At 32.5% G+C, this 24618-nt stretch carries 26 protein-coding genes and 1 tRNA gene; 11 read left to right on the top strand and 16 right to left on the bottom strand.

Features of this window, described 5'->3' with window-relative positions:
- The first annotated feature begins 101 nt into the window (after nt 1-101).
- The 5 genes from BGO27_07870 (at nt 102) to BGO27_07850 (ending at nt 6731) form a co-directional block, all read left to right on the top strand.
- Nucleotides 102-671, top strand: coding sequence for a Fe-S protein assembly co-chaperone HscB (locus BGO27_07870; GenBank protein OJV15814.1), 570 nt, complete (start codon nt 102-104; stop codon nt 669-671).
- Nucleotides 649-2427 (top strand): hypothetical protein, encoded by a 1779-nt coding sequence (locus tag BGO27_07865; protein OJV15813.1) that lies wholly within the window; start codon nt 649-651, stop codon nt 2425-2427. The genes BGO27_07870 and BGO27_07865 overlap by 23 nt, the downstream gene beginning before the upstream one ends.
- A 1-nt stretch (nt 2428) precedes the next feature.
- On the top strand, nt 2429-2758 hold the full coding sequence (locus BGO27_07860; GenBank protein ID OJV15812.1) for a 2Fe-2S ferredoxin: 330 nt from the start codon (nt 2429-2431) through the stop codon (nt 2756-2758).
- Nucleotides 2759-2767: 9 nt separating this feature from the next.
- A complete protein-coding gene (locus BGO27_07855) occupies nt 2768-3985 on the top strand; it encodes a hypothetical protein (protein OJV15811.1) in 1218 nt (405 codons plus the stop codon).
- Between the two features lie 121 nt (nt 3986-4106).
- Nucleotides 4107-6731, top strand: coding sequence for an alanine--tRNA ligase (locus BGO27_07850; GenBank protein ID OJV15810.1), 2625 nt, complete (start codon nt 4107-4109; stop codon nt 6729-6731).
- A 266-nt stretch (nt 6732-6997) separates the two neighbouring features.
- On the opposite strand, the gene BGO27_07845 is transcribed toward BGO27_07850, so the two are convergent.
- From BGO27_07845 to BGO27_07820, 6 genes are all read right to left on the bottom strand, one after another.
- Nucleotides 6998-7420 (bottom strand): hypothetical protein, encoded by a 423-nt coding sequence (locus BGO27_07845; GenBank protein ID OJV15809.1) that lies wholly within the window; start codon nt 7418-7420, stop codon nt 6998-7000.
- Between the two features lie 33 nt (nt 7421-7453).
- On the bottom strand, nt 7454-8134 hold the full coding sequence (locus tag BGO27_07840; GenBank protein ID OJV15808.1) for a hypothetical protein: 681 nt from the start codon (nt 8132-8134) through the stop codon (nt 7454-7456).
- Nucleotides 8135-8145: 11 nt separating this feature from the next.
- The gene (locus tag BGO27_07835) at nt 8146-9123 is read right to left on the bottom strand and encodes a hypothetical protein (protein ID OJV15807.1); all 978 of its coding nucleotides are present in this window, start codon (nt 9121-9123) and stop codon (nt 8146-8148) included.
- Between the two features lie 15 nt (nt 9124-9138).
- On the bottom strand, nt 9139-9867 hold the full coding sequence (locus tag BGO27_07830) for a hypothetical protein (protein ID OJV15806.1): 729 nt from the start codon (nt 9865-9867) through the stop codon (nt 9139-9141).
- A gap of 262 nt (nt 9868-10129) precedes the next feature.
- A complete protein-coding gene (locus BGO27_07825; protein ID OJV15805.1) occupies nt 10130-10603 on the bottom strand; it encodes a hypothetical protein in 474 nt (157 codons plus the stop codon).
- A 33-nt stretch (nt 10604-10636) separates the two neighbouring features.
- Entirely contained in the window at nt 10637-11830 is a 1194-nt protein-coding gene (locus BGO27_07820) for a hypothetical protein (GenBank protein ID OJV15804.1), read from the bottom strand.
- On the opposite strand from BGO27_07820, the gene BGO27_07815 reads away from it, so the two are divergent.
- The 6 genes from BGO27_07815 to BGO27_07790 all read left to right on the top strand — a co-directional run bounded on the left by BGO27_07815 (nt 11829) and on the right by BGO27_07790 (nt 16169).
- Nucleotides 11829-12455, top strand: coding sequence for a YggS family pyridoxal phosphate enzyme (locus tag BGO27_07815; GenBank protein OJV15803.1), 627 nt, complete (start codon nt 11829-11831; stop codon nt 12453-12455). The two genes, BGO27_07820 and BGO27_07815, sit on opposite strands and share 2 nt — an antisense overlap.
- 45 nt (nt 12456-12500) lie before the next feature.
- Complete coding sequence (locus tag BGO27_07810; protein OJV15802.1) at nt 12501-12827, top strand: hypothetical protein; 327 nt, start codon at nt 12501-12503, stop codon at nt 12825-12827.
- Between the two features lie 65 nt (nt 12828-12892).
- A tRNA-Ala gene (locus BGO27_07805) sits at nt 12893-12968 on the top strand.
- Nucleotides 12969-13585: 617 nt separating this feature from the next.
- Complete coding sequence (locus BGO27_07800) at nt 13586-14182, top strand: orotate phosphoribosyltransferase (protein ID OJV15801.1); 597 nt, start codon at nt 13586-13588, stop codon at nt 14180-14182.
- Between the two features lie 8 nt (nt 14183-14190).
- Nucleotides 14191-15021, top strand: coding sequence for a hypothetical protein (locus tag BGO27_07795; protein ID OJV15800.1), 831 nt, complete (start codon nt 14191-14193; stop codon nt 15019-15021).
- A 26-nt stretch (nt 15022-15047) separates the two neighbouring features.
- Entirely contained in the window at nt 15048-16169 is a 1122-nt protein-coding gene (locus BGO27_07790) for a hypothetical protein (GenBank protein OJV15799.1), read from the top strand.
- A gap of 75 nt (nt 16170-16244) precedes the next feature.
- On the opposite strand, the gene BGO27_07785 is transcribed toward BGO27_07790, so the two are convergent.
- From BGO27_07785 to BGO27_07740, 10 genes are all read right to left on the bottom strand, one after another.
- Nucleotides 16245-16778, bottom strand: coding sequence for a nucleotide exchange factor GrpE (locus BGO27_07785; GenBank protein OJV15798.1), 534 nt, complete (start codon nt 16776-16778; stop codon nt 16245-16247).
- Between the two features lie 32 nt (nt 16779-16810).
- Nucleotides 16811-18625 (bottom strand): hypothetical protein, encoded by a 1815-nt coding sequence (locus BGO27_07780; protein OJV15797.1) that lies wholly within the window; start codon nt 18623-18625, stop codon nt 16811-16813.
- Between the two features lie 75 nt (nt 18626-18700).
- The gene (locus tag BGO27_07775; GenBank protein OJV15796.1) at nt 18701-19141 is read right to left on the bottom strand and encodes a ribonuclease HI; all 441 of its coding nucleotides are present in this window, start codon (nt 19139-19141) and stop codon (nt 18701-18703) included.
- Nucleotides 19138-20229: a hypothetical protein gene (locus BGO27_07770; GenBank protein OJV15795.1), complete on the bottom strand. Its 1092-nt coding sequence runs from the start codon at nt 20227-20229 to the stop codon at nt 19138-19140. The genes BGO27_07775 and BGO27_07770 overlap by 4 nt, the downstream gene beginning before the upstream one ends.
- Nucleotides 20222-20476 (bottom strand): hypothetical protein, encoded by a 255-nt coding sequence (locus tag BGO27_07765; GenBank protein ID OJV15794.1) that lies wholly within the window; start codon nt 20474-20476, stop codon nt 20222-20224. The genes BGO27_07770 and BGO27_07765 overlap by 8 nt, the downstream gene beginning before the upstream one ends.
- Entirely contained in the window at nt 20454-20762 is a 309-nt protein-coding gene (locus BGO27_07760) for a hypothetical protein (protein ID OJV15793.1), read from the bottom strand. Before BGO27_07760 ends, BGO27_07765 begins: the two co-directional genes overlap by 23 nt.
- Nucleotides 20763-20765: 3 nt before the next feature.
- Nucleotides 20766-21038, bottom strand: a complete 273-nt coding sequence (locus BGO27_07755) for a hypothetical protein (GenBank protein OJV15792.1) — start codon at nt 21036-21038, stop codon at nt 20766-20768.
- Nucleotides 21007-22419 (bottom strand): hypothetical protein, encoded by a 1413-nt coding sequence (locus BGO27_07750; GenBank protein OJV15791.1) that lies wholly within the window; start codon nt 22417-22419, stop codon nt 21007-21009. The genes BGO27_07755 and BGO27_07750 overlap by 32 nt, the downstream gene beginning before the upstream one ends.
- An 89-nt stretch (nt 22420-22508) precedes the next feature.
- Nucleotides 22509-23087, bottom strand: coding sequence for a hypothetical protein (locus BGO27_07745; protein ID OJV15790.1), 579 nt, complete (start codon nt 23085-23087; stop codon nt 22509-22511).
- Between the two features lie 67 nt (nt 23088-23154).
- Nucleotides 23155-24471, bottom strand: coding sequence for a hypothetical protein (locus BGO27_07740; protein OJV15789.1), 1317 nt, complete (start codon nt 24469-24471; stop codon nt 23155-23157).
- Nucleotides 24472-24618: the final 147 nt, after the last annotated feature.

Below are 24618 nucleotides of genomic sequence, written 5' to 3'. Positions count from 1 at the left end.
AAAATTTCATTTTCCTCGTGATGACGTCAGGTTTTGTAGTAATGTCTATTAGCAAAAAATACGTAGTATTTTGTGGCAATCTATTTATAAAGTAATTGCTTATGTGGTGTAATTCAATTAAGCTCACTGCAACAAAAATTCATAAGTATTCTTATGCCAATTATTTAATAAAATTAATCATGAACTATTTTGAATTATTTAATCTACCTGAATCTGTAATAATTGATAAAGATTATTTGCGTGGTAAATATCAGGATCTACAAAAGGAATTTCATCCTGATAAAGTAAATGAAGTGAGCTTTAATATACTTGATAAGTCTGTTATGGTGAACGAAGCTTATAGAGTACTTTCGCATGATGTTAGGCGTCTTAGCTATATTATAAAGCTTAAAGGCATTATAGTTAATGAAGAGAATGCAACCATAAAACCATCTATGAACCTTTTAATGGAAGTTTTAGAGATTCATGAAATTATAAATAGAGCAAACGACGTAAAAGAACTCAAATCTCTGGAAGCTAATTTAAAAGCGAAATTTTCTAAAATGTTAATGGATGCAGATAATAGCTTAAAAAACGACGATCTTGCAAAAGCTGCAGAAATTGCTATATCTATGCAGTACATAGATAAGATTCTAATAGAGATTAAAAATGAAATTATACGACATATCTGAGCCAGGCGAGTCTAAGCTTCCACATCAGGAAGACAGTGAAATCGCAATCGGTATAGATCTTGGTACTACTAACTCACTGGTAGCTTTGTCACATGAAAGTAAAGCAAGTATAATAGAAGATAGTGAAGGCAGAATTATACCTTCTATTATTAATATAGGTGATAGTTCAGCAGCATCTTTTAAAAGACTTATGGGTAAAAGTTTGCTTGAATCAGCAGCTTTTAAAAAGTTTTACGATATAGAGCCAGTTTTTGGAGATAATCCAGGTATAAAATTTGCTGATAAGGTTTATTCTGCTCCTGAACTCTCAGGAATGATACTTAAAAGACTTAAGGATAAAGCTGAAAAAGCAACTAATAAAAAAATTAAAAAAGCTGTAATAACAGTTCCTGCTTATTTTGATGAAGCCGCAAGAATAGCAACAAAAGATGCCGCAAATATTGCAGGACTTGATGTTATGCGTTTAATAAACGAACCAACAGCGGCAGCAATAGCATACGGGCTTGATAAAAATGCAAATGGTATATACTTGGTATACGATTTAGGCGGCGGTACATTTGATGTATCTTTACTACGTATGGAAAATAATGTTTTCCACGTAGTTGCATCAAGCGGCGATAGTGAGCTGGGTGGGGATGATTATGATGACAAAATATACGATTATTTAATAGCAAACTTTGAAAGTGCAAAAAATTTAGAGCCTCTTAAGCTAAAAGAAATAGCTAAAAAATTAAAAGAAAATCTAACTTTAGAAGAAAATGCTACTATTGATGACTTTTCTATTTCACGCGAAATATTTGAAGAAATTACCCGAGACCTTACTTCTAAAACTTTAAAGTTAGTACAGAAAGTAATTATCGATTCAGGCATCGATGAATCTGAAATTAACGGAATTATTATGGTTGGCGGATCAACCAGAATGCCTGTTATAAAACAGTCTATAGCCAATATTTTCGATATAAATATATTAGACGATTTAAACCCAGATGAAGTTGTAGCAATGGGCGCTGCAATTCAGGCTGAAAGCTTGATTAAAGGCTCAGGTCACTTGTTACTTGATGTTTGCCCTATGTCGATAGGAATAGAAATTATGGGCGGAATAGTTGAAAAAATTATTCCAAGAAATACCACAATTCCGGCAAGTTTTACCCAAAGTTATACTACGTATACAGATGGTCAAACTGCTATGAGCTTTCATATTGTGCAGGGTGAGAGGGAAATGGCCGAAGATAATAGGTCACTGGCTAGGTTTGAGCTTAAAAATATTCCGCCAATGAAAGCAGGGATTCCAAAAATTCATACCAAGTTTATGATGGATGCTGATGGCTTGCTTACAATAACTGCGTGGGAAGAAATTTCAAACTCAAGGCAAACAATTGAGGTTAGCCCGTCTTACGGTTTGCCAAAGGAAGCTATTAGAGAGATGATCTTAGATGCTATGGACTTTGCTAGAGAAGATTTTAATAAACGAAAACTCGCCGAAAAAAGGGCGGAAATCAGGATTTTAGCAAGTCAGATTAATTCTGCCATAGCTGATATGCCAATTTTAAAAGTGAAGAGTTTAGATAAACTACTTGAAACTTTAAATAATCTTGATAATTATAACGATATCGAAAATCTTGAAGAAATTTTTATAGAATTTGAACACATCGCTGAATTTGTAGCAGAAAAACACTTGGAATTTGGTCTGACAAATAAGTTAAAAGGCATGAATATCAAAGACTTGGAAAATACTTTAAAAACAAAAGGAGAATAATATGCAGACTATTAAAGTAAATTTTCTTGAAACGGACGGTACTGTAAAAACAGTAGAAGCTCCACTTGGAGTTTCTCTTTTAGAAGTTGCGCATTCAAATGATATAGACCTTGAAGGTGCTTGTGAAGGGTCGCTTGCATGTTCAACATGTCACGTGGTTGTCGATGAAGAATGGTTTGATAAACTACCAGAAGCTAGTGAGGATGAAGAGGATATGCTTGACTTGGCCTTTGGTTTGACACATACTTCCAGACTAGGTTGCCAAATAATCATGACAGAAGGTTTAGATGGCCTTACCGTAAAATTGCCAAACGCAACAAGAAATATGTGAGATTAAAAAATGAACGCAAAAAGAATATCAATATTAAGTGCAATTCTATTATTAGTATACTTACTAGTATGGAATCTTGCACACTCAAATTTAAGCCACCATTTAAAACATACGTTAGCTCAGGATTTCCCTGCACTAACTTATGAAGATATGAAATCAGGTGGTTTCCCTTTCAGATTTGATTTTGTACTTACAAAACCAAAACTTACTTTAACTGCGCCTGAACCATCAGGGAAAAATATTAAAACAGAATTTGAATCTGATCATGAGCTTGTTCTTTCAGCGAATGTGATGGCTGATAATTTTAGATTAATTATGCCGAAAGAACTTGCAATTAAAACAGAAGGTTCTGATAAACAAACAGTCATGGAATTTGGAAGCAATAACGCTTACGACTTGACTCTTGAAAAATCAATGCACTTTGCTAAGAAAGATATGACATCTGAAGAAGTGATGAATATGATTAAAAGCTTTGAATATAATCAACCAAATCAGCTTAAAACATATGAGCTAGCTGGAGATAAAAAAGAGCTTATAAATACAATCGATAAATCTAATTTTTCTGTAACAAAAAAAGATAAAGAAAAGAAGCTTTACGATGTTAAATTGTATATTCAAAACTATAAAATAGCTCATATCGGTGAAGAGATTAACAATGTTCCAGAAAAATTACGTGAATATGTAAAATCACTAGCTGCTAAAGATAATGAAATGAAGATTAATGCTGAAGTTGATCTTACAAATGGACAAGAATTTGTTATCGAAGACTTTAGCTTTGTGTCAGATTATTTTAATTATTCTGCTAAAGGTGATATTAAACATGATGCAATTAAAGTTACATTTGTTGTTAAGAATCACGAACTGTTAACTAAAGTTTTATCGGTATTATTTAATACAGATGAAAATGTTGTTAACGAAAAAATTAAGCTTTATGCAAATACTGCTACAGAAGCTGACGAAGCTAACAAAACACCAGCTATTGTTACATATGATTTAGTATTTAACAAAGCAGGCAACGAAATGAGCTTCGGCAAACTTAATAGCCAAGATTTATTAGGTGCGTTCTTAGGACTTACATCAGGTGCAAATGTTACAACTCCTGATGCTATACCTGGAAAACCAGAAGAAAATAAACCAGCTATTACGAAGCTTCCTGCTGTAAATGAAAAAGAAGTTGCTCCAAAAATTGAAGCAACTCCAAAGAAAGAAGAAGCTCCTAAACAATAAGTTTAGTTAGTTTTTCATAAAAAATATTTCCCCCAGCTTTCAAATTATTTGAATTATAAGTCTGGGGGAAATATTATTTAAGTAGTTTTTTATATAAATAAATTTTTGTAAGATGTAGATTATGATTACGGTTAATGACATTCGTAAAAGCTTTTTAGATTATTTTGTTGATAAAGGACACTCTCACGTTCCTTCAAGCTCGCTTATTCCACATAACGATCCAACCCTTATGTTTACTAACTCGGGAATGGTGCAGTTTAAAAACTATTTCACAGGTGTAGAAACTCCGCAGTTTTCAAAAGCCACAACTTCACAAAAAAGTGTTAGAGCCGGTGGTAAGCATAATGACCTTGAGAACGTTGGTTATACTGCGCGTCACCATACATTTTTTGAAATGCTCGGTAATTTCTCATTTGGTGATTATTTCAAGGAAGAGGCAATTTATTTCGCATGGGATTATTTAACACGTGAACTAAAAATCGATAAGTCTAAATTATACTTTACAGTGTATCATACTGATGAAGAAGCTTATTCTTACTGGAAAAAATTAGGTGTTGAAGAAAGCAGAATTATCAAAATTGCTACATCTGATAATTTTTGGTCAATGGGTGATACAGGCCCGTGTGGTCCTTGTTCGGAAATTTTCTATGATCATGGCGCGCATTTATCGGGTGGACTTCCTGGTCAGCCAGATGAGGGCGGCGAAAGATATGTAGAAATCTGGAACCTGGTATTCATGCAGTTTGAACAAAAAGCTGGTGGTAAAATGGATCCGCTTCCAAAGCCAAGTATTGATACAGGTATGGGCTTAGAGCGTTTTGCAGCTGTAATGCAAGGGCAGTATGATAACTATCAGATTGATATGTTTAAAAACCTAATATCGGCAACTTCTGAGCTAATTAAAGTAAAACCAACTGATGACATATTACCTTCATTTAAAGTAATTGCTGATCATTTAAGATCAACATCATTTTTAATTGCAGATGGCGTTATTCCTTCTAATGAAGGCAGAGGATATGTTCTTCGCCGCATTATGAGAAGAGCAATGAGGCATGTGAACCAGTTAGGTTCTAAAGACAATATTATGCATAAGCTTGTTCCAAGTTTAATTCGTGAAATGGGTGAGGCATATCCTGAGCTTATCAGAGCTAAAGATTTTATTACCGATACAATCTATCAGGAAGAAGAGAGATTCTCTGAAACACTTGATAGAGGGATGAAAATTTTAAAAGAAGAAACTCATAAACTTGGCTCACAAAAGACCCTAAGCGGTGAAGTTGCATTTAAGCTTTATGATACTTACGGTTTCCCGCTTGATTTAACATGTGACGTTTTAAGAAAAGATGACATAGCGGTCGACACAGAAGGCTTTGAAGCAAGCATGCAAAAGCAAAAAGAACTTGCGAGAAAGTCATGGCTTGGTTCTGGTGAAAATAAAACAGATACAATCTGGTTCGATCTTAAGGCTGAACACGGAGCAACTGAGTTCTTAGGATATAACTCTGAAAATTCCACAGGTGTAATTCTAGAATTAATTAAAGACAACAATAAATTAGATAGTGCTAAAGAAGGAAATTCTGTATTATTTATTACAAACCAAACGCCATTTTATGGTGAGTCTGGCGGACAAGTAGGTGACATGGGAACAGCTAAAACTGATACAGCGGATCTTGCTATTAAAGATACTAAGAAGTTTAATGATCTTCATGTTCACTTTGCAGATGTTATAAGTGGTGAAGTGAAAAAAGGTCAAACTGTACAGCTTCATATTGATGTTGAAAAACGTTTGAAAGTTAGAGCTAACCATAGTGCAACGCATTTACTCCATGCGGCGCTTCGTAAGATTTTAGGTAACCATGTTACCCAGAAAGGATCGATTGTTACTGATGAAAAATTACGTTTTGATATTAGCCATAACAAGCCAATAACATTTTATGAAATCAGGCTGATTGAACAAGAAGTAAATAAGCTTATCAGAAATAATACTGAAGCTACTACTAAACTCATGAAACATAGTGATGCTATGGAAAGTGGCGCTATGGCACTTTTCGGTGAAAAGTATGGTGATGACGTACGCGTAGTTGCAATGGGTGATGAGCTTGATAACGCAAAAAGATATTCTGTTGAGCTTTGCGGCGGTACGCACGTTAGAAGAACAGGTGATATTGGCTTATTTAAAATCACATCTGAAGGTGCAATTGCTGCGGGCGTAAGAAGGATTGAAGCTGTAACAGGCGAAGATGCTATAAAATATACTCATGATAAAGAGCAGATTTTAATTGATGCTTCAGCGCAGTTAAGAGTGCCAGTTAATGATTTTGTTACCAAGGTTGATAGCCTACTTTCTGGTCAGAAAAATTTAGAGAAAGAGCTGTTTAACTTACAAAGACAAATTTTAGCTACAAGTTTTGAGAGTACTACAGAGATTGAAGGAATTGAAGTTGCAATTTGCAGAATTAGTAATATGAACCCTAAAGACCTTAAGTCTTGGGTTGATAATAGCCTTAAATCGCAAAATGATAAAGCTGTAGTAATATTAAATGAATCAACAGATAAATCTATTGTAGTTGTAGCACTTGGTGCAAGTCTTACAAGTAAGCTAAATGCTGCTGAAGTTGCTAAACACATTGTAACTAAAATGGGCGGAAGCGGAAGCGGCGGCTCGGCTAACTTTGCACAAGGGGCAGTTCCAACCTCAAAAGGACTTGAAGAAGCAGTAAATGAGGCTATTTCTAATAATATATAGTATTTGAAGATATTGTGCGGCGTTAATTCGCCGCTCAATAAGGAATGATAATATCGGTTAATCGTACGTGAAGCAACTGCTCTAAAATTTAGTTTTTATAGGTGCAGTCTGCTAGTATACTTAAGTCTTTATAATTATGGTATGGTTTTTTAAGTTTAGGTTTTCATGCGTCACATTTACTAGGTTTCGCTCGCTATTCCTATGTCATAATTCAAATACTTTAACTATATTATCAAAACATATAAAGCAACTGTTACATTGGTTCTTTATTTGTCTTTCTTAAAATGACCTTTTTTGCCTTTAAAAGCGTTCATCTCATGTAAATATGTGGTGTAATGCTCTCTATAAGTCTTATAAACTAGCACACCTGCCTTACATGTAACAGTATCTTTGATAAACTCGAAATTATCTATTGGCATTTCTTTCTTGGAAAAATGGTTTTCCCTGTTTTCAAAGAATTCATTGTCAATTAAATGCTTCCAGTCGTAACCATCATATACGTAAAGTTTGAAATATCCAGCATATCCTATTTTGTAGTACTCACCTTTAAATGGACTTGTTGCGTCATTATTGAGTACAAACATTATGTCGCCGGTTTCAAAAGTTTGTTCTTCCTCGTATTCGTATTTGAGGAAAATATTACCTGTAAGAGTAATTGATTTAACTTCTTTTTTTCTGCCTCTGGTCATGATTTTTTAAAATTTAAAATGAAATATATAGTATTAATAATCAGCAGAATGATCTTTAAGCAAACAATCCATCATATCTGCAAGGTATTTTCGTGGGTAGATATTATAGAAAGAATGGTTATCCGTCAAAACATTTGCTGATTCATCAAGCATTTCGGCTAAATGTCCAATAAAATAACTTTTATTTATCTTAGAAATGCCATAATAATCTTCATTATACGGCTTTAATAAATTATCAACCTGATTTTTAACTAGCTCTGAAATTTCAGCTATATCACCATATTTTCCAGAACTGGCTAAATTATCCAGAAATTCACAATATAACTTTGTAGTTAAGCAAATATCATTTTGGACAGCAAATTTGCAAGCTTTTACTATGCCATATCTATCAGCTATCAGTTTTACAAAATCATTTTCTGCAAATATAGAAAAGCTCTCATGCTTTCTTACTGAGTTTAGTACAATCATTGCTGCATGAGAATTTACCAAACTATAATCATCAGCTATTAAGCTTAATAATTTGCTGGTTAAAAGCTCATCAGATGGAAGTGATTTAATAATATCTTCTTTAGAGTCTTTAGAAAAAAACGATGTTGAAATATATGATAAATACTCAAGCCCTACAGCGTTATCGTCATTTTTAAACGCATCTAATGCATTCTTATAAAGAGACTCATTGCTACTAAAATAGTTTATAAAGCTAAATATTCCCATATTAAAAACACCTACATATCCATATAAGGGGCAGAAGCCATATCTGGGTAATTTACAAGCTGATAATAACCATTTACATGATCGTAATACAAATTATTTGTAGGATCATAATAAACATTCATTGCTGGATTATAATACAGGTTTGTATTTTGATCGTAATAAAACTGATTATGATTCTGATAGTTATTATACGTATTATCAGGGTAGTGGTTTACTTTTGTTTCTTCTACTTTTGTATGCGGATGATACTTAATTTCTTCCTGCTTTTTATGCTCTTCAAGTATTTTCTTTTCTTTCTCGAGTTCTTTTCTATCAGCTTCAATTTTAGCTTTCTCTCTCTCAACTGCTTCTTTTTCCAGAATTTGATCGTAATGAATTTTAGCAGCAAGTTTTGTTGTTTTGTAAAACTCGATTGCGTCTACTTTTTCATAATATGTATAATTATTGAATCTGTTTATGCTTGAATCCCTTAAAAGTTTTTCCTGCTGATCCATAAACTTTATAAAATTTAGTAAGTCAGCTTTTGAAGATGAACAGTCAATAAGCATTGAATTTGTATCTTTAGGACTTAGAATAATTCCATATTCTGAAATTAAATGCATAGCATTTTTAACTTTATGATCAACTACGCATTCATGAACAAGGCTTGTAAGGTATGGGTGATCGACAACGCCGTACATGTTCCCTGCAATAATACCAAAGTCAGCGGCGCTATCCCAGCCTCTTGCTAGGGCTTCGGATATAATTTTTCTGGAATACTGGGCAATGAGATCTGAATCTTTTGAAAATTTTATTACAGATTCAGGACGACTTACATAAGATAAATGTAAAGTAGCCTCCCAAATGTCATTCGGGGAATAATAGCCAAGATTATCCACAACTTTTTTTAGAACTGCTTCTGAAGCTTTTAAGTGATCTTGGTCATTCCAAAACAACTTATAGTACATCCATCTAAAAGGTGGTATCTTTTCTATAAATCCCATTGCCATATTTTTCCCTATAAATTAAGCATTTACCGGTGTATTATGTCTTAAACAGTAACCTACCGATCTGATTGTTTCGATGATTGGAAGCTCATCTTTTGTAAGTTTGAGAACAGAACGTAAACGGTTAATGTGTACGTCAATTGTTCTTGGCTCGATAGAGTCAGAATGTCCCCAAACATACGCCATAATTTGCTCTCTTGAAAGAGTAGATTCAGCATTTTCCAGGAAACATTGTAAAATTTTGAACTCTGTCGGACCTAATTTTAAGTCTTTAGTCTTTCTTGTTACAACATATGAATCTAAGTTCATTGTGATATCACCATATGTCAGCTCTGTGTTTGGTTTTGTAGAGCGTCTAACAATATATTGATATTTAATTTTAGAAATAAAGTCTAAGTCAGATTTATCTTTTAAAATGTATGCATGTGGACGTTTTTTTGCATCTTGCTCTTCTTCAGTATTAGAATCAGCAAATTTTGCCATTACTACAACTGTATCTTTAAGATTATCTAATGTTTTTGTGTATAAACAAAGCTCAGAACCTGTTGTAATACCAGAAATTTTCTCTGAAATTACAATAATTGTTGGGTAATGAGTACTTAAATACTTCATAGCATTTTGTATATTTGTCTCATAAGAAGAAATAAAGCCATGTTGCTTTATTATTGAGTCAATGTTTTTTAAAGATTCCGATTTATCATCAATGATGTAAATGGTGGGCTGAAAAGCGTTTCTTACAATAATCATGTCACACCTATTTTTATTATTACGTTAATTTATCGGCTCGAGTATATAATATAATTAAACAAAAGTAAACAATTTATTTATAAAATAATTACCTTTCACATTGACGAAATAATTTTCAAATAAATCAATAATTTAATACTAACTTACAATATGTATATACATTATTTAATAAAAATAAAGCCAATTTTTATGATTTATTAGAAAAATATTAAGGTTATGTGGGATTAAATGCGATTTTTACTGATAAAATTTGATAACTTTACTATTCATCATCATCGTCTGATGAAATAGCTTCGCCTAAGAACTTCTTTTTAAAGCCAACTTTTGGCCCCCATTCGTCGTAAAGTTTTTTTTGCTCATCTAAGTAAGTTTTAATTTTTCTTTCTTCTCTATATACAAAATAGCTGCCAAAAACTTGCGGTACAACCCAAATTAAAATCCACCCAATACTTGCAGATCCGTAAACTATAAACCAGACGGTAAGGTCAGTAAGCATTGCCTGAGCTTTTGAACTTGCACCCAAACCTTCCTGAAGTAATTCTACTGCATATGGAAGAACGCCTAATATATTGAATCCACCAATAGTATTTGATGCAGCACGGCTGGATCTTTTATCTATTGAAACGGCAACAATAGTAGGAAGTAATGCAAGCAATACAAAAACAAATGCATAACCAGAAATAAGCAGCATGCCAAAAGCCACTAAAAAACCGATTACTCTTAGAAAAATTGTCATTGCTATACTATATCAAATTAATTACTAACTTTTTTATGATAATTTAATTTTTTTATTAATCAATAAATAGATAATATAAGATGATATATTTAACAAGAACACTACTGCTGCAATTGGAATAATTGTTCCGTCAAAGAATAAGCCAGTAGCTGAAAGTATTAGTGAAGTTGAAAGCAGTCTAAAGAATGTGCAGAACGATGATGTTATACCTTTATTATCTGCAACTTGCTCCATATAATCACCAAACGATATTGTAATAAATAGCGCAAGACCAAGTGAAATTAAGCACATAAACGCTGTAATAATATATGGGTTATTAGGATTTAAAACCGAAAAAATAATAAAACCAACAGAAGAGCTACCAGTAATAAATGCAGATAAATTTCGTGTAGTTACATAACCAATTTTTTTAATAATCAGCGAAGTAAATACACTCATGAAAGCATATGAAGCGGTAATTGCAGCCTGTAAATAACCATACGTAATTTTTTCAACGTGTAAGTAGTCAATAAATATAATCGATAAATACGTTACATATACAAAATAAGATGCGACAGTTAAGGCAACTATCATAAGCAGCCCTAATGCAATTTTGGATGTCACTATATTTTTATATGCAGTTAGCACTTCTGTAGCTGATAATTTTTTGCGGCTTTCGACTGGTAAAGTTTCAGGAACATATTTTAAAGTTACTAAAGTTGAAAATAAACTTGCTATAAAGATTACATAAAAATTATATTTCCAGCCTAAGGTTTCATTAATTACACTTCCAAGTATTGGTGACCCTGCCATAAATAAAGTAATTACACTATTCATGTATCCATATGTCTTAGCAGCATCTTCTTTATTAAAAATATCAAAAATAATAGCACTGCTAATTACAAATACAGAACTACACCCAAATCCCTGAATAAAACGGAATATTAAAAGCTGTGTAAAATTGTTAAGTGATAGAGCGCATCCTAAAGATCCGGCTAAAAATATAAACTGACCTATAAGTAAAGGCAGCCTACGTCCATATCTTTCTGATATAATTCCATAAATGAGGCTTGAGATACAAACGCCAAGGTAATTAAGCCCAACAACAAATTGCATTAATTGAGGTGTTGTATTAAAGTGGTCTAACATATCAGGAAAGCTAGGTATATTAATTTCAGTTTCAGCGGAAGCTACTATATCTAGTAACATTAAAACCCAAATTAATATTTTATTGCTCGAACTTGCCATGATAAAACCTATGAATCAGAAAATATTAGCACACCTGCCTTCTAATATCAAGCTCATTGCAGTTACTAAAGGAAGACCAGCAATCGATATAATAAATCTTGATACTCAAGACTTCGGGGAAAACCGTATAGAAGAAATTGAAAGTAAATGGGAAGCAGAACCTTTACTACGAAACTTATTAAATAATAAAAATGTAAATATTCATTTTATTGGTAAGTTATCAGGCAAAAAAATTAAAAGGATTGTTAAGTTCTGCAGTTACATACATTCTCTTGACTCAATTAAGCATGCTGCTCTTATTGATAAGGCAGCTAGTGATAGCAATAAAATTATAAACTGCTTTATACAGGTAAATTTAGCAAAGGAGCCACAAAAGTCTGGTATAGATGCAGGCGATTTAAATAAATTTATAGAAGAGTGTAATAAATTTCATAATTTGAAAGTTATTGGTCTTATGACAATGCCGCCTGTAGATGTTGATCCGTCACCATATTTTCAGGAGCTACAGAACTTAGCTAAGCAAAATAATTTAAGCGGCTTAAGTATGGGAATGAGTGATGATTATGAAATTGCGATTAAATATGGCGCAAATTATATTAGAATAGGTAGAAAACTATTTGAATAAAATAATTTTTAGTTTAATCTCTCAAAAAAATTATGAGGGAAAGTTATGCAGAAATTATATTTTTACATGGAATCTAATACTCTAACGCAGCCTGATGCTGCATTTAAATTTGCAGACTATGTATTTAGTGAGAACGAAAAAAACTTTTTGCTTCATATTGATTTTGTCGATCAGGAAAGTTTTAAGCTCAAAATATATAAAAATGATTTTTCTGAAGATTTTAAAAATGACCTTATGGAGTCTCTATCACAATGTAACTTTAACGTTGAAAAATTCATGGAAGCAGAAAAACTTTTAGTATCTAAATATGGATTTACTCATGTAGATACCGAGTTTCCACTGGCTTTTGCAGAAGGAACATGGATTTTTTAAAAATTTTTTTAAGTATCTATTGACAACATAAAACCTGTATGCTAAAAAATGCGTATCTTTCTTATGGGGGTGTAGCTCAGTTGGTAGAGCACTTGCTTTGCAAGCAAGATGTCATCGGTTCGATCCCGTTCACCTCCACCATTTTTAAATTTCCCTTAAATAAAATTTAATATACAAAGTGCAAAGTTTTTTGCTATTGTTCATATGTTGTATTTTTAATACAAAAGACAGAATATTTATGTGTTTTTGTAAAAAAACTATTCCAAATAATTTAAAAATGTGTAGAATGAACTTGTACTTAATTTAGTAGTACTAATAATCAACACAATTTTTGGGTATAAATAATATGTCTAAAGTACTTTTAGCTCTTATCGCTTCTGTATTTGCATTCAACGTTGCTTCTGCAGCGGTTGCAGCTGATGAACACAAAGATGGTGACAAGCCAGCTGAGCAAACAGAAGAAAAGAAAGAAGAAGCTACAGAAGAACACAAAAACTAATTTAGTTTTTTTCTTTTATAAAATAGGGGGCGCTTTCGTCCCCTTTTTTATTTTTAGAGAATTTTTTTAAACCTCATTTATTTTGCTAGTTTAATTTATATTATTACATCAACTTAATAATTCACAAATTTCAATAAGCTTTTGATAAAAGTTAAAATTTTAATATATTTTTAATATTTTATGCAAAATTGCTTGAGCTAAAGTTTCTTTTGTGGTATAATGCCTAAACATTGATAAAAAATTATAGGAATTACCAGAGATGAATGAGCAACAAGTAATTGATATTCTTACAAAATCTGAAGCTGTAGTAAAAGGTCATTTTAAACTCTCATCAGGTCTGCATAGTGATACATACGTACAATGCGCAAAACTTATGATGTTAGGTGATCAGGCTGAAATTTTATGTAAAGAACTTGCTCAAAGAATCTTACAAACAGTACAAAATTTAGGTATTACTAAAGTTATTTCACCAGCAATGGGTGGTTTATTAGTAGGTTATGAACTTTCTAAGCAACTAAAAATGCCAAATATTTTTTGTGAAAGAGTAAACGGCACATTTGAACTTAGAAGGGGTTTTACAGTAAACCCAGGTGAAAAATTAATAGTTGTTGAAGATGTTATTACCACAGGTAAATCATCTTTTGAAGTTGTAGAACTTATGAAGTCGCTTGGTGGAGAAGTAGTTATGCTAACTTCACTTATCAATAGAAGCGGTAAAAAAGATATAAATGGTATTCAGGTTGAGTCATTACTTAACTTAGATATCCCGGCATACCAAGAATCAGAGTTGCCGGAGCATTTAAAGAACGTGCCTGTTACAAAACCAGGAAGTCGGTATTTATCAACTGTATCATGAGGTAAATCATGTCAATTAAATTAAGAGCTGTTTTTTTGTCGCTATTAGTAGTAATTACTGGTTGTAGACAACACGTTCAAGATACAACTGAACATGATTATGGTTATATTAATCAACCATATGATGGTCACTATAAAATTGGTGAGCCATATAAAATTAAAGATAAATGGTATTATCCTGAAGTTAATGAAAAATACGTAGAAGAAGGTGTAGCTTCTTGGTATGGAACAAGTTTCCACGGTTCAAAAACTGCAAACGGTGACCAGTATAATAAAAAGTCTCTTACTGCAGCACACAGAACTCTTCCGCTTCCAAGCATGGTACGTGTTACAAATATGGAAAATGGACATTCTGTGATTGTTATGATCAACGACAGAGGACCTTTTGCAAACGATCGTATTATTGACGTATCAGAAAGAGCTGCCGAACTTCTTGATTTCAAGAAAAAAGGTACTGGTAATGTTAGAGTAGAATATTTACCTAAGCAAACCGCAGATTTAAGAAGCGTTTTAGGTTTAAGCCAGGCTTCTAGCAAGGTTCAGGCAACTGGTGCGTCTGTTAAAGATACAGAACTCGAAGAAGTAATGACTGAAAATTGTGATGCAAATTGCGGTGCATATTATGTACAAGTTGGTGCTTACAAAAATAAAGTCACTGCAAAAAAACTTGCTGCTAAATTTGCAAAACTAGGTGGAATTGAAGTCAATCAAATTACTAAGGCTGATGTAAAACTACACCGCGTTAGAATCGGTCCATTCGAGAATGAGACAAAAGCAAAGAAAATTGTTGCAAAAGTTAAAGAATTGGGTTCTTATAAAGCTATAGTTACTCAGGATTAATTAACAATTTCAACAGGTTAAAAAGAATGAAAAAAGCTTCTTTGGCTTTGTTTACATCAATTTCAATAATATTTTCTTTCAACGCTTTTGCATTAGAAACAAAAGCACCACATGCAATACTTGTGGATTATGATACTGACACTGTAATTTTTGAAAAAGAAGCAGATGTACCAACAGTACCATCATCCATGAGTAAGCTTATGACTGTTTACGTTATCTTTGATAAGCTTAAAAAAGGCGAACTTAAACTAAATGAAAGATTTTTAGTAAGTGAAAACGCATGGAGAAAGCAAGGATCCAAAATGTTCCTGCATGTTGGCTCAAGTGTAACACTGGAAGACTTAATCAAAGGAATCATCATTCAATCAGGAAATGACGCTTGTATTACAGCAGCTGAGGGTATTGCAGGTACTGAAGAAGAATTTGTAAATATTCTCAACGAAAAAGCAAAAGAACTTGGTCTTACAAACAGCCACTTTGTAAATTCAACAGGCTGGCCTGATGATAATCACAAAATGTCTATGCGTGATTTATCTATACTTTCAAAACACCTAATTAATGACTTTCCAGAATATTACAGCTATTTTGCTGAAAGAGAATTTGTATACAACAATATTAAGCAACAAAATAGAAACTTATCATTAAATCGCTTTAACGGTGTGGATGGTTTAAAAACAGGTCATACTGATGCTGGTGGCTACGGTATTGCAATGTCAGCGCAGCAGAAAAACAGAAGGCTTATAGTTGTTGTAAACGGGCTTTCATCTATGAAAGAGAGAGCTGAAGAAGCTGAAAGACTTTTAAGCCATGGCTTTATTTCATACGACAACGTACATTTAGTTAAAAAAGATGTTACTATTAGCTCTATTCCTGTATGGTTAGGTGATAAAAACAGCATAGAATGCTATTCTAAAGAAGACTTAGTAGCTACTTTACCAAAGTCTGATATGTCCAGGGTATATATTACTATTAGGCATTTAGAGAAAATCCCTGCACCTATTGCTAAAGACTCACATATTGCTAATTTAGTTATAGATGTTCCTGGCAGCTCTGCAAAAACATATAAACTTTATGCTAAAGAAGATGTATCTAGCCTTGGTATGATTCAAAGAGCTATATTTAAGATTAAGCACAAATTCTCTTTGTAGAAATTAGTCACATCTACTATATAAAAAAAGCGGGGAAAATTGATCACCCCGCTTTTTTTGTTGTAATTAATTCGCTTACTTAACTACAGCAACCATTGCAGGTCTAAGTAATCTGTCATGAATCATGTAACCGTTTTGCATAACGCCAGATATCTGACCAGATTTAAGATCAGCATTGTCAACGTGCGCTACAGCCTGATGAATATTATGATCAAAACAATCACCAATATTTGGCGCTATCATCATAATTTTATTCTTTTCAAAAACGTTTAAAAGCTCTTTACGTGTCATTTCAACTCCATCATATAAGCTTTTAAGAAATTGATTTTCAAGATTTTCAGCAGTAACGCTTGAAAGTGCTCTATGAATATTCTCAGAAACATTTATTAGGTCTTTAGCAAAATTAGAAACAGCATATTTAGCCATATCCTCAGATTGTCTTTCCATACGCTTACGAACGTTTTCGCTATCTGCCACAGTTCTTAAAAGCTGATCTTTAAGCTGCTCAACTTGCGCTTTTAAAGTCTCGATTTCTGAAACAGGTTTTTCCTGATTTTCAGCAGCCATATTCTCTGTAACATCTTGATCTTTATTCATTTCTTCTGTCATGTTTAATCCTTTATTAAAATTCTATGACAGTATTATGGGTACTGATTGAGAAAATTCAAGCACTTTATATTCATTTTATTATCAATAATATTATCACAATCCTTATAATGCGTTATATTTTCCCTTCCATAATAAGCGCTTATAATACTTTTGGTAAATTTGGTGAGCTTTGGTGATATAACGACAGTTTCATTCGCATTATTCACAATGTAAATTGGCTTTCCGCCAAAATTTACATACTTTTCAGATAGTTTAGGAGCATTTAAAGAAACAATTAAGCAAATTACTGAGCATGCCGCAAAAATTCTCCTTATTTTTCCTTCAAAATACCAAAAACCCATAATGGTAATTGTAAGCAAAAACAAACTTTCAATTGGGATTGTAGGGATTATGATATTTGCACTATTTAAACTTCCAAAAAGTTGCGCTACAAATAAGAAATATTTTATTGATACTGAAAGTATGTAATCAATTAACCAAACTGAACTAAATGGGTATAAAAATAAAAATATAATTGCAGCAGGCATAATCAGAAATGATACCACAGGCAGAACCGCAAGATTAGCCAATACAGAATAAATAGGCAATTTTCCAAAGTGGTATAAAGTAAATGGCATGGTAAATAAAGTTGCTATCACTGATGATATACAAATACCTATTAGATTGCGCAAAACTTTACGCGCAAAAATATTATTTACAAACTTTAAATCTACATATTTATCAATCATCTTATAGCAAAACACTAACCCTGATACAGCCGCAAATGACATTTGGAACCCTGGCTTTAAAATATTTTCGGGAGCAAATAATAATATAATAATAGCTGCAATTGTAATCGTCCTTTCAAATGTAATATTTTTATCAAAGATAATTGCAATAAGCACTAAACTACTCATAATAAAAGCGCGTATGGCTGATGCATGAAACCCTGAAATCATCATGTAACAAAAACTAATAATAATCGCAACCGTTCCTGCAAATTTTCTTAAGTCAAAATTAAGCGTAAGGTATGGAAATAGCGCTAAAAAATTTCGGCTCAGCATAAAGCAGAAGGCTACTACTAAGCTAATATGCAGTCCCGAAACTGCCATAACGTGGGCAAGTCCTGAGTTTCTAATAACTTCAATATTTTGATCAGAAATTTCTCTAGTATCACCTAAAATTAATGCTTTAATAATTGGCGCTACTTTTAAATCAAAATGCTGATTTATATAGATTTCTAAACTGTTTCTTATTCTTTCAATCGCAATAAGCAGACCAGCTTTGTCCCTTGGGTAAATCTTTGCTCTAGAAATCCCAAACCCTACACCCGATATACCTTCAAACTTACTTACTAAATTAAAATTATACATACCATCAAATATAGGTTCAGCTGGTGGTGAGATATTAGCTTTTATATAAACTCTAGATCCTGGCTCAATGCTCTCATATTTACCTTTTATAGTTAGCTTAATTTTGTTTAGTTTTATAGAATCATCATCTCTGACCTTAACATCGCCTACTAAAAGCTTATAGCTCCCAAATGCTTTACTAACTTCTAAAATAGTCCCTTTAATCGATAAGTTTTCATAAGACTTTTTGATTATATGATTAGCACCTTGCTCATACCTAAAAAATGCAGAAATCAGACCAATTACAAAAAACAAAACAGCCCATCTAACTTCTTTTAGCTTTATAATAAATAGAGATATCAGTGATAAAAATAAACTTATGTAAAAAGTAAAATTATGGTCTTTGATTAAAATAAAATATGTGATGCCAAGTATTTGGAAAAGAGGAAGCCATAAAAACCAGTGATAATAATTGTCAAAAAACTCATCTTTTAATTTTTGACAAAAGGCTTTCATGACTCCTCATTTAAAGTTATGTTATTATCTGCCGTAATTCTAGCCAGTCTGGCAGGCATCATCTAAATTGATTTCTTAAACCCATTCTGCAGGTTTTGGGCTGTTTTTGATAGCAAGATCACGTGCTAGTTTATCAACGCGGTTATTTAGAGCATTCGTACTATGAGCTTGCACCCAGTGCCACGAAACTTTATGACGTTCAGCTTCTTTTTCAAGCTCTATCCAAAGGTCTACGTTTTTCTTGTTCTTAAAATTAGTTTGTCGCCACTTTGGAAGCCATTCAGTAATACCTTGTTGTACATACCTGCTATCTGTATATAGCTCTACTATGCAACTTTCTTTGAGCGTTTTAAGAGCTTCAATTGCAGCCATAAGCTCCATGCGATTATTTGTTGTTTCAGCTACAAATCCGCAAATTTCTTTCTCTTTACCCTGATACTCAAGGATTGCAGCCCATGCTCCAGCCCCAGGATTGCCTAAGCAAGAGCCGTCTGTATATATTACGACTTTTTTCATTTAACCTCTACAGTATTAGGAATAAAGACATAATAATTTCCTCGTGATTTCATATAGCTTGCAAGCATTTCTGCTTTGCTGCCATATCCAAAGAATACATCCCCTCTGATTGCGCCTTTAATTGCGCCACCAGTGTCCTGCGCCATAAACATTCTGGCAATTTTCCTATTTCCTGCTTTATATAACTCTTTTGGATAGTCTGTGTCAAGCCATACAGGCGCTCCAAGCGGTATATACCTTCTATCAACTGCTAAAGATCTAAATGGCGTAAGTTCAACCGACTGAGCGCCAATTGGTCCATCTATTGCGTTAACCTCTCTAAAGAATATATAGGACTCGTTTTGATCCATAACGTCATCTGCTTTCTCAGGGTTATGCTTAAGCCACCTACGAATAGTATGAGCTGATAAATCTTTTTGGCTTATGGCTTTAATATCAAGCAGTATTCTGCCAATTGCAGTATAAGGATAACCGTTTTGTCCTGCATAACCAACTCTGGTTACAGTACCATCTGGCATGTGTATGCGACCTGATCCCTGAATATGCATAAAGAACAAATCAACATTGTCATCTACCCAGATAAATTCCAAGTTATTGCCTTTTAAGCCGCCTGATTCTATTTCAGCTCTGGTCATAGTTCTTAGCTTTTCATCTTTTGGAAGTTTATATAAAGGGTATTTATAACGCTGAGTAGGGGCAATGCTACCTTTTAGGCTTGCTTCGTAGTAGCCTGTAAATAAGCCATGTTTACGAGTAGTTGATTCAACTTTATAAATGTTATAATTAGCTAATAAAAAATCATGGTAGTTATTATTTACATTTTGAGAAAGCAAGCATTTTTCTTTCCAGTCAGCAGAAGTTCCTGCGTAGTATTTATTACCTATATAAATTTTATTATTAGATTTTGAATTAATCATTTTAGCACATGATTTTTGATATGCTATCCAGAAATCCTTCATTTCATCATCATAAAAACCTTTGAGTTCATAAGCTTTAATATGCTTTAAAACAGGCTCCTCTAATTTTTTCTTTGATGTTACGCACGAAGAAATAATCAGCATGAAAAATATAATTAAAAATTTAGACATCGGTTTTATCCAGTAATAAATTATGGTTGCTATTTAGTAGTAAGGTATATTTTTTAGAGTCTATTTCAATAATAACGATTTTATTAGTGTTATCTAGCATTGTTGTAGATATTTTATGAGGAATCTTAGTAAGACCTAATTTTTGAAATTTGTACCCAAATTTTTTAATGATAAGCCATATACCTGTTATTGTTGCAAGTACTAATATTAGGCTGATTAATGATTTAATTACTGCTGCTGTTTCCATCTAGTAAGGTACTGTTTGTTATATAATTTTTAAATGCATTCTTATTATATGTACTATCAGTTATGCGTTTTGACAATTCTGTTTTTTGATAATTTAAATTTGCTATAACAGAATAAATTTTTTGGGAGATAATTTTGATATACTCCGGCTCTACATTTTCAAGTTTTATAAACTCTATAATATCGTGATTTAGCTTTTCAACATTTCTTAAATCATCTTCAGTTACTTGTTTATTTTCATATTCTGATAGCTGATCCATTAGTATTTGATATTTGTTGTTATCCATAATTTATGCCTTTTCATAGATGTAAGATAAAATTTCGGCAACAGCAACATATGCCTCAACAGGAATTACCGAATCAACATCAAGCGCGGACAATATTTCGGTAAGTCCTTTATCCTGATGAATTTCAATACCATTAGCTTTAGCAATTTCGATTATACGCTCAGCAACCGTACCTTCGCCTTTGGCAATGACCTTTGGTGCTTCATCTGAGTTGTTGTCATAAGATAAAGCTACAGCCTTTGTTTTATTTGCGTTTGGTCTTTCTTGCTGGCTCATTAATGCTATCTATAAAGTTATTCGCTGTATTTAAATGATTTTTGATAAAATTTATATCAAGGATTACTTTATCTAAATATTCTGTAGAAGCTTTAATATAACGTTCACCAGGACCTGTAACGCTAATGTCATTCATAACCCTGTTAATTTCATTAACTATACGGTTGAAAACGTCTAATTTAATATTACCAGAATTAAACTCATGTTTTAGATTGATTAAGCATAATTCAAGTTTAGTACGTATAAAATTTGTATCAAAATCTTCCTGAACAGTAATACTACCTGTGCGATTAGCTTCGATCAGGTCTTCGATATTATGGATGTATGAAAAACATCCTCTAAAATTTTCTTTTAAATTATCTAAGTTAGGAACAATATGCTTATTTTTTGATCTTTTTGAATCGAGCGGTTTGTTAAGTAACAGGTATAACATGAATAGCATGATTATAACCTGAAGAATAAGGGCGATTGATAATAATAAAACTTTAGAAACTATCCTTTTCTCATTGGTTTTAATATTATCAACTATTTTTAGATTTAACTTATCGCTCATGTCGATCAGAGATAAAACAACTCTGTTTGATTGTTTAATAAACATCTCTAAGTCAAATGAGAAGTTTATATCATTTTTAACATCTAAAACCTGGCGCTTGGTTTTAATATATTTGTTCATGTATTCTTCATGAAAGCTATTGAGTGATTTTTTAAAATCTTTATCTATAACTATATCATCAAACCCAGAGATATCCTGCCAAAGAGATTCGATTTTTTTATTAATAAAATCCAGTTCGTTATGATTAATACGGTGGTTTTGTACGAACATAAACCCTGAAATAAGGGATCTTTCTAAGCTAATATTATAAATAAGGCTCAGAATTTTTTGATAGTAAAAATACATTCTGTGATCAACATTATGGTCAAATTTAAAAAACGCATGACCAATAGATTCGTTTAAAGTATCTATATTAGACATAGATGATAAGAAATTGCTATGTATGCGTTCATAACTTTTTTCTTCGCTTGAGGTATTTTTGATTTTATCAAAATTATCAAATACTCGGTCAATAATTAGTCCTAAATTATCTTTAATATCATTTAACTTTCGAGCTTTTTCAATATCGCTGCTAATGATACTAGCGGGTATTAGCTTAATATTTGCGCTTAAGTCATAGACATTATCTGAAAGTGTGTCGATGTATATTTCAGAAGCATAAACAGTGAGGTTAACTAAACGCTGATTTACGGATAAAATCTGCTCTGCTCTTAACGTAGTTTCTTTGGTTTTTCTAAATTCATCAAGGCTTGAATCAATGTTTGCAACAAAGCCAGTAATTATTACTGCAATTATTATTAAAGGATATACAAAGGCAACTTTGCGCATAAACTACTTTATAACTAAAACATTTTATATCTATAATAGTTATAAAATACTAAAAATTAAAGAAATTTTATAAAAATATGCAAAATTATTTAGTCGTGACCAGCATCTTTCTGTTTTTTATTGCGGCGCGGTTTATTTTTAGGAGTAGATTTAGGTTTAATAGATCCGATTTCATCAAGGTTATTATCCATGCTATTTAACTTTTTGCCAATTTCATTCATTTTGTTATTAGCACGTTTAGTAGGTTTAATTTTTTCTTCTGGTTTACCAATTTTTGATGACTTGTCATCAAATGACGGAAGATCTTTAAAAATATCTGCTAAATGACCCAGATCAAAATCAGGATCCATTGGTGGTAAAGATTTAATATCAGGGAATTTTGGTCTGTCGTCGAAAGATCCAAAGCCTTTATTTGGTTTATCAAGCCCAAAAGGATTCATACTGGTATTAAACATTTCGGGATTGAACCTTGGAACTACAGGTTCATAAAATTGTTCAAGCTTTGGTTTGTGATCGGTTTTATGTCTTGCATATAAATTAAATAACATATGCATATAATTATCAAATTTCGGTGATGCACCCTGATGGTTTTCCTCTGATCTTTTTTTTGGATCATTTAAATTTTGGTTGTTTTTACCCCAATTTCCTCCAAAAAGTCCCCAAACCATGACATTACCTCGTTTTCTTAATTCTTACATTATAAGCTATCAAATTTCTAACGACAACTCAAAATCCTTATTTAAATTTATTAATTTTGTAAAAGCATTTTAACACAATTATAATAAATGTCAAGCCAGAAATGATGGCGATCAAGCCCCCTGCGCCCATAAAACCCATAGAAATCTTGAGCTTTACTGATAAAATCTCACCATGATTCTTTCTTAAAGCACCGTAACCACCTGACCATGCAAGTCCTGTTATATGTATAGCCTGACCAATTGTATATGTAATAAGCTGCCATTTCATTCCTTTAGACTGCTCCATATTAAAATATTCTATAAATATCATATATATAAAGCACATTAGCCCTATGGTAATTCCAACTGTTGAGCCATGGTAATGAGCAGGTATTGTAACATCTGTGCCGCTAATATATAGGGCAATAATACCTCCTGCGCCAAAAAGCAGCATAGAAAGTATCAGACCTAATCGGTACAAAGGTTTGATATCCATAACTTTTTTATAATAAATACTAAGGTAAATCACTAATAAGACGAAAGGCACGCCACCATAATACTTCATATGCTCTGTATAACCATTTATGTAGTCATCAGTATTTATTTGATTATAAATCGCAATAACTGGGAGTAGGGCGTTAATGATTGAAATTAAACCCAGTGCTAAGTCATTTTTAGGACTATCTTTAATTAAGGAAATGATTTTGTAGACAAAACCTAAGTATACGGCGAAGTAAACAAACTGAAGTATATGCCCGAATCCCCAAAACATCAGCTCGTAAAATTCGTGTTTACTATAGTTATGATGGACAAGTGTTAGTAACTTTGATCTGGTTATAAAAAGAGAGAAAAAAGCCGAAACCAGTAATATTGCGACCGAATATGAAATTGCTTTCTGACCTGTGATATTTGGCTTAAAAATAAAGCGGTTGCATACCGTTATGCTGGATAAGAAAATTCCTGTAAAAAACAAGAACAGCCCTATGAAAAAAGGCATGTTTTCAATTACTGGTACGTAATTATTAAGTATTGGAGTATGCTTAATAAAAGGAGAAATCGCCATAAGCATCATACCAAAAAAGGCAAGTAATGCTGTTATAAACGACAGGTATTTATTTTTAACCTCAAAGCTAAGCCATATGGTTGCAATAGATAGCATAAAGATTAGCACTGACATATTAACATGTATTACAAGGCTACTTGAGAAAAATGATTTAAAAGGCATAATCGTTTGTATGCCAGGGCTTCTAAGTAGCACTATTAAAATAGAATAAAAGCCCGAGATAGCTAAGGCAAATATAGCAATGTAAAGCCAAGATAATAATTTTGTTCTGTTGTTAGCAAATTCGTCAGTATCAGGTAAATAATTATACAATCTTAACTCTCCGGTAAAATTTATTGCTTAAGAATATTGTTTTATTTGCAAATTTGTCAATAGTTACAAATTACTTTAACTATAAAAGCATGGACAATAACTATAAATTACAGTATGTTCAAAGCATATTTAAATTTCTATCCTGAT

Source organism: Alphaproteobacteria bacterium 33-17 (assembly GCA_001897445.1).
In the GTDB taxonomy this organism is placed as follows: domain Bacteria; phylum Pseudomonadota; class Alphaproteobacteria; order Rickettsiales; family 33-17; genus 33-17.
This window is presented reverse-complemented; position numbering and strand designations above follow the sequence as displayed.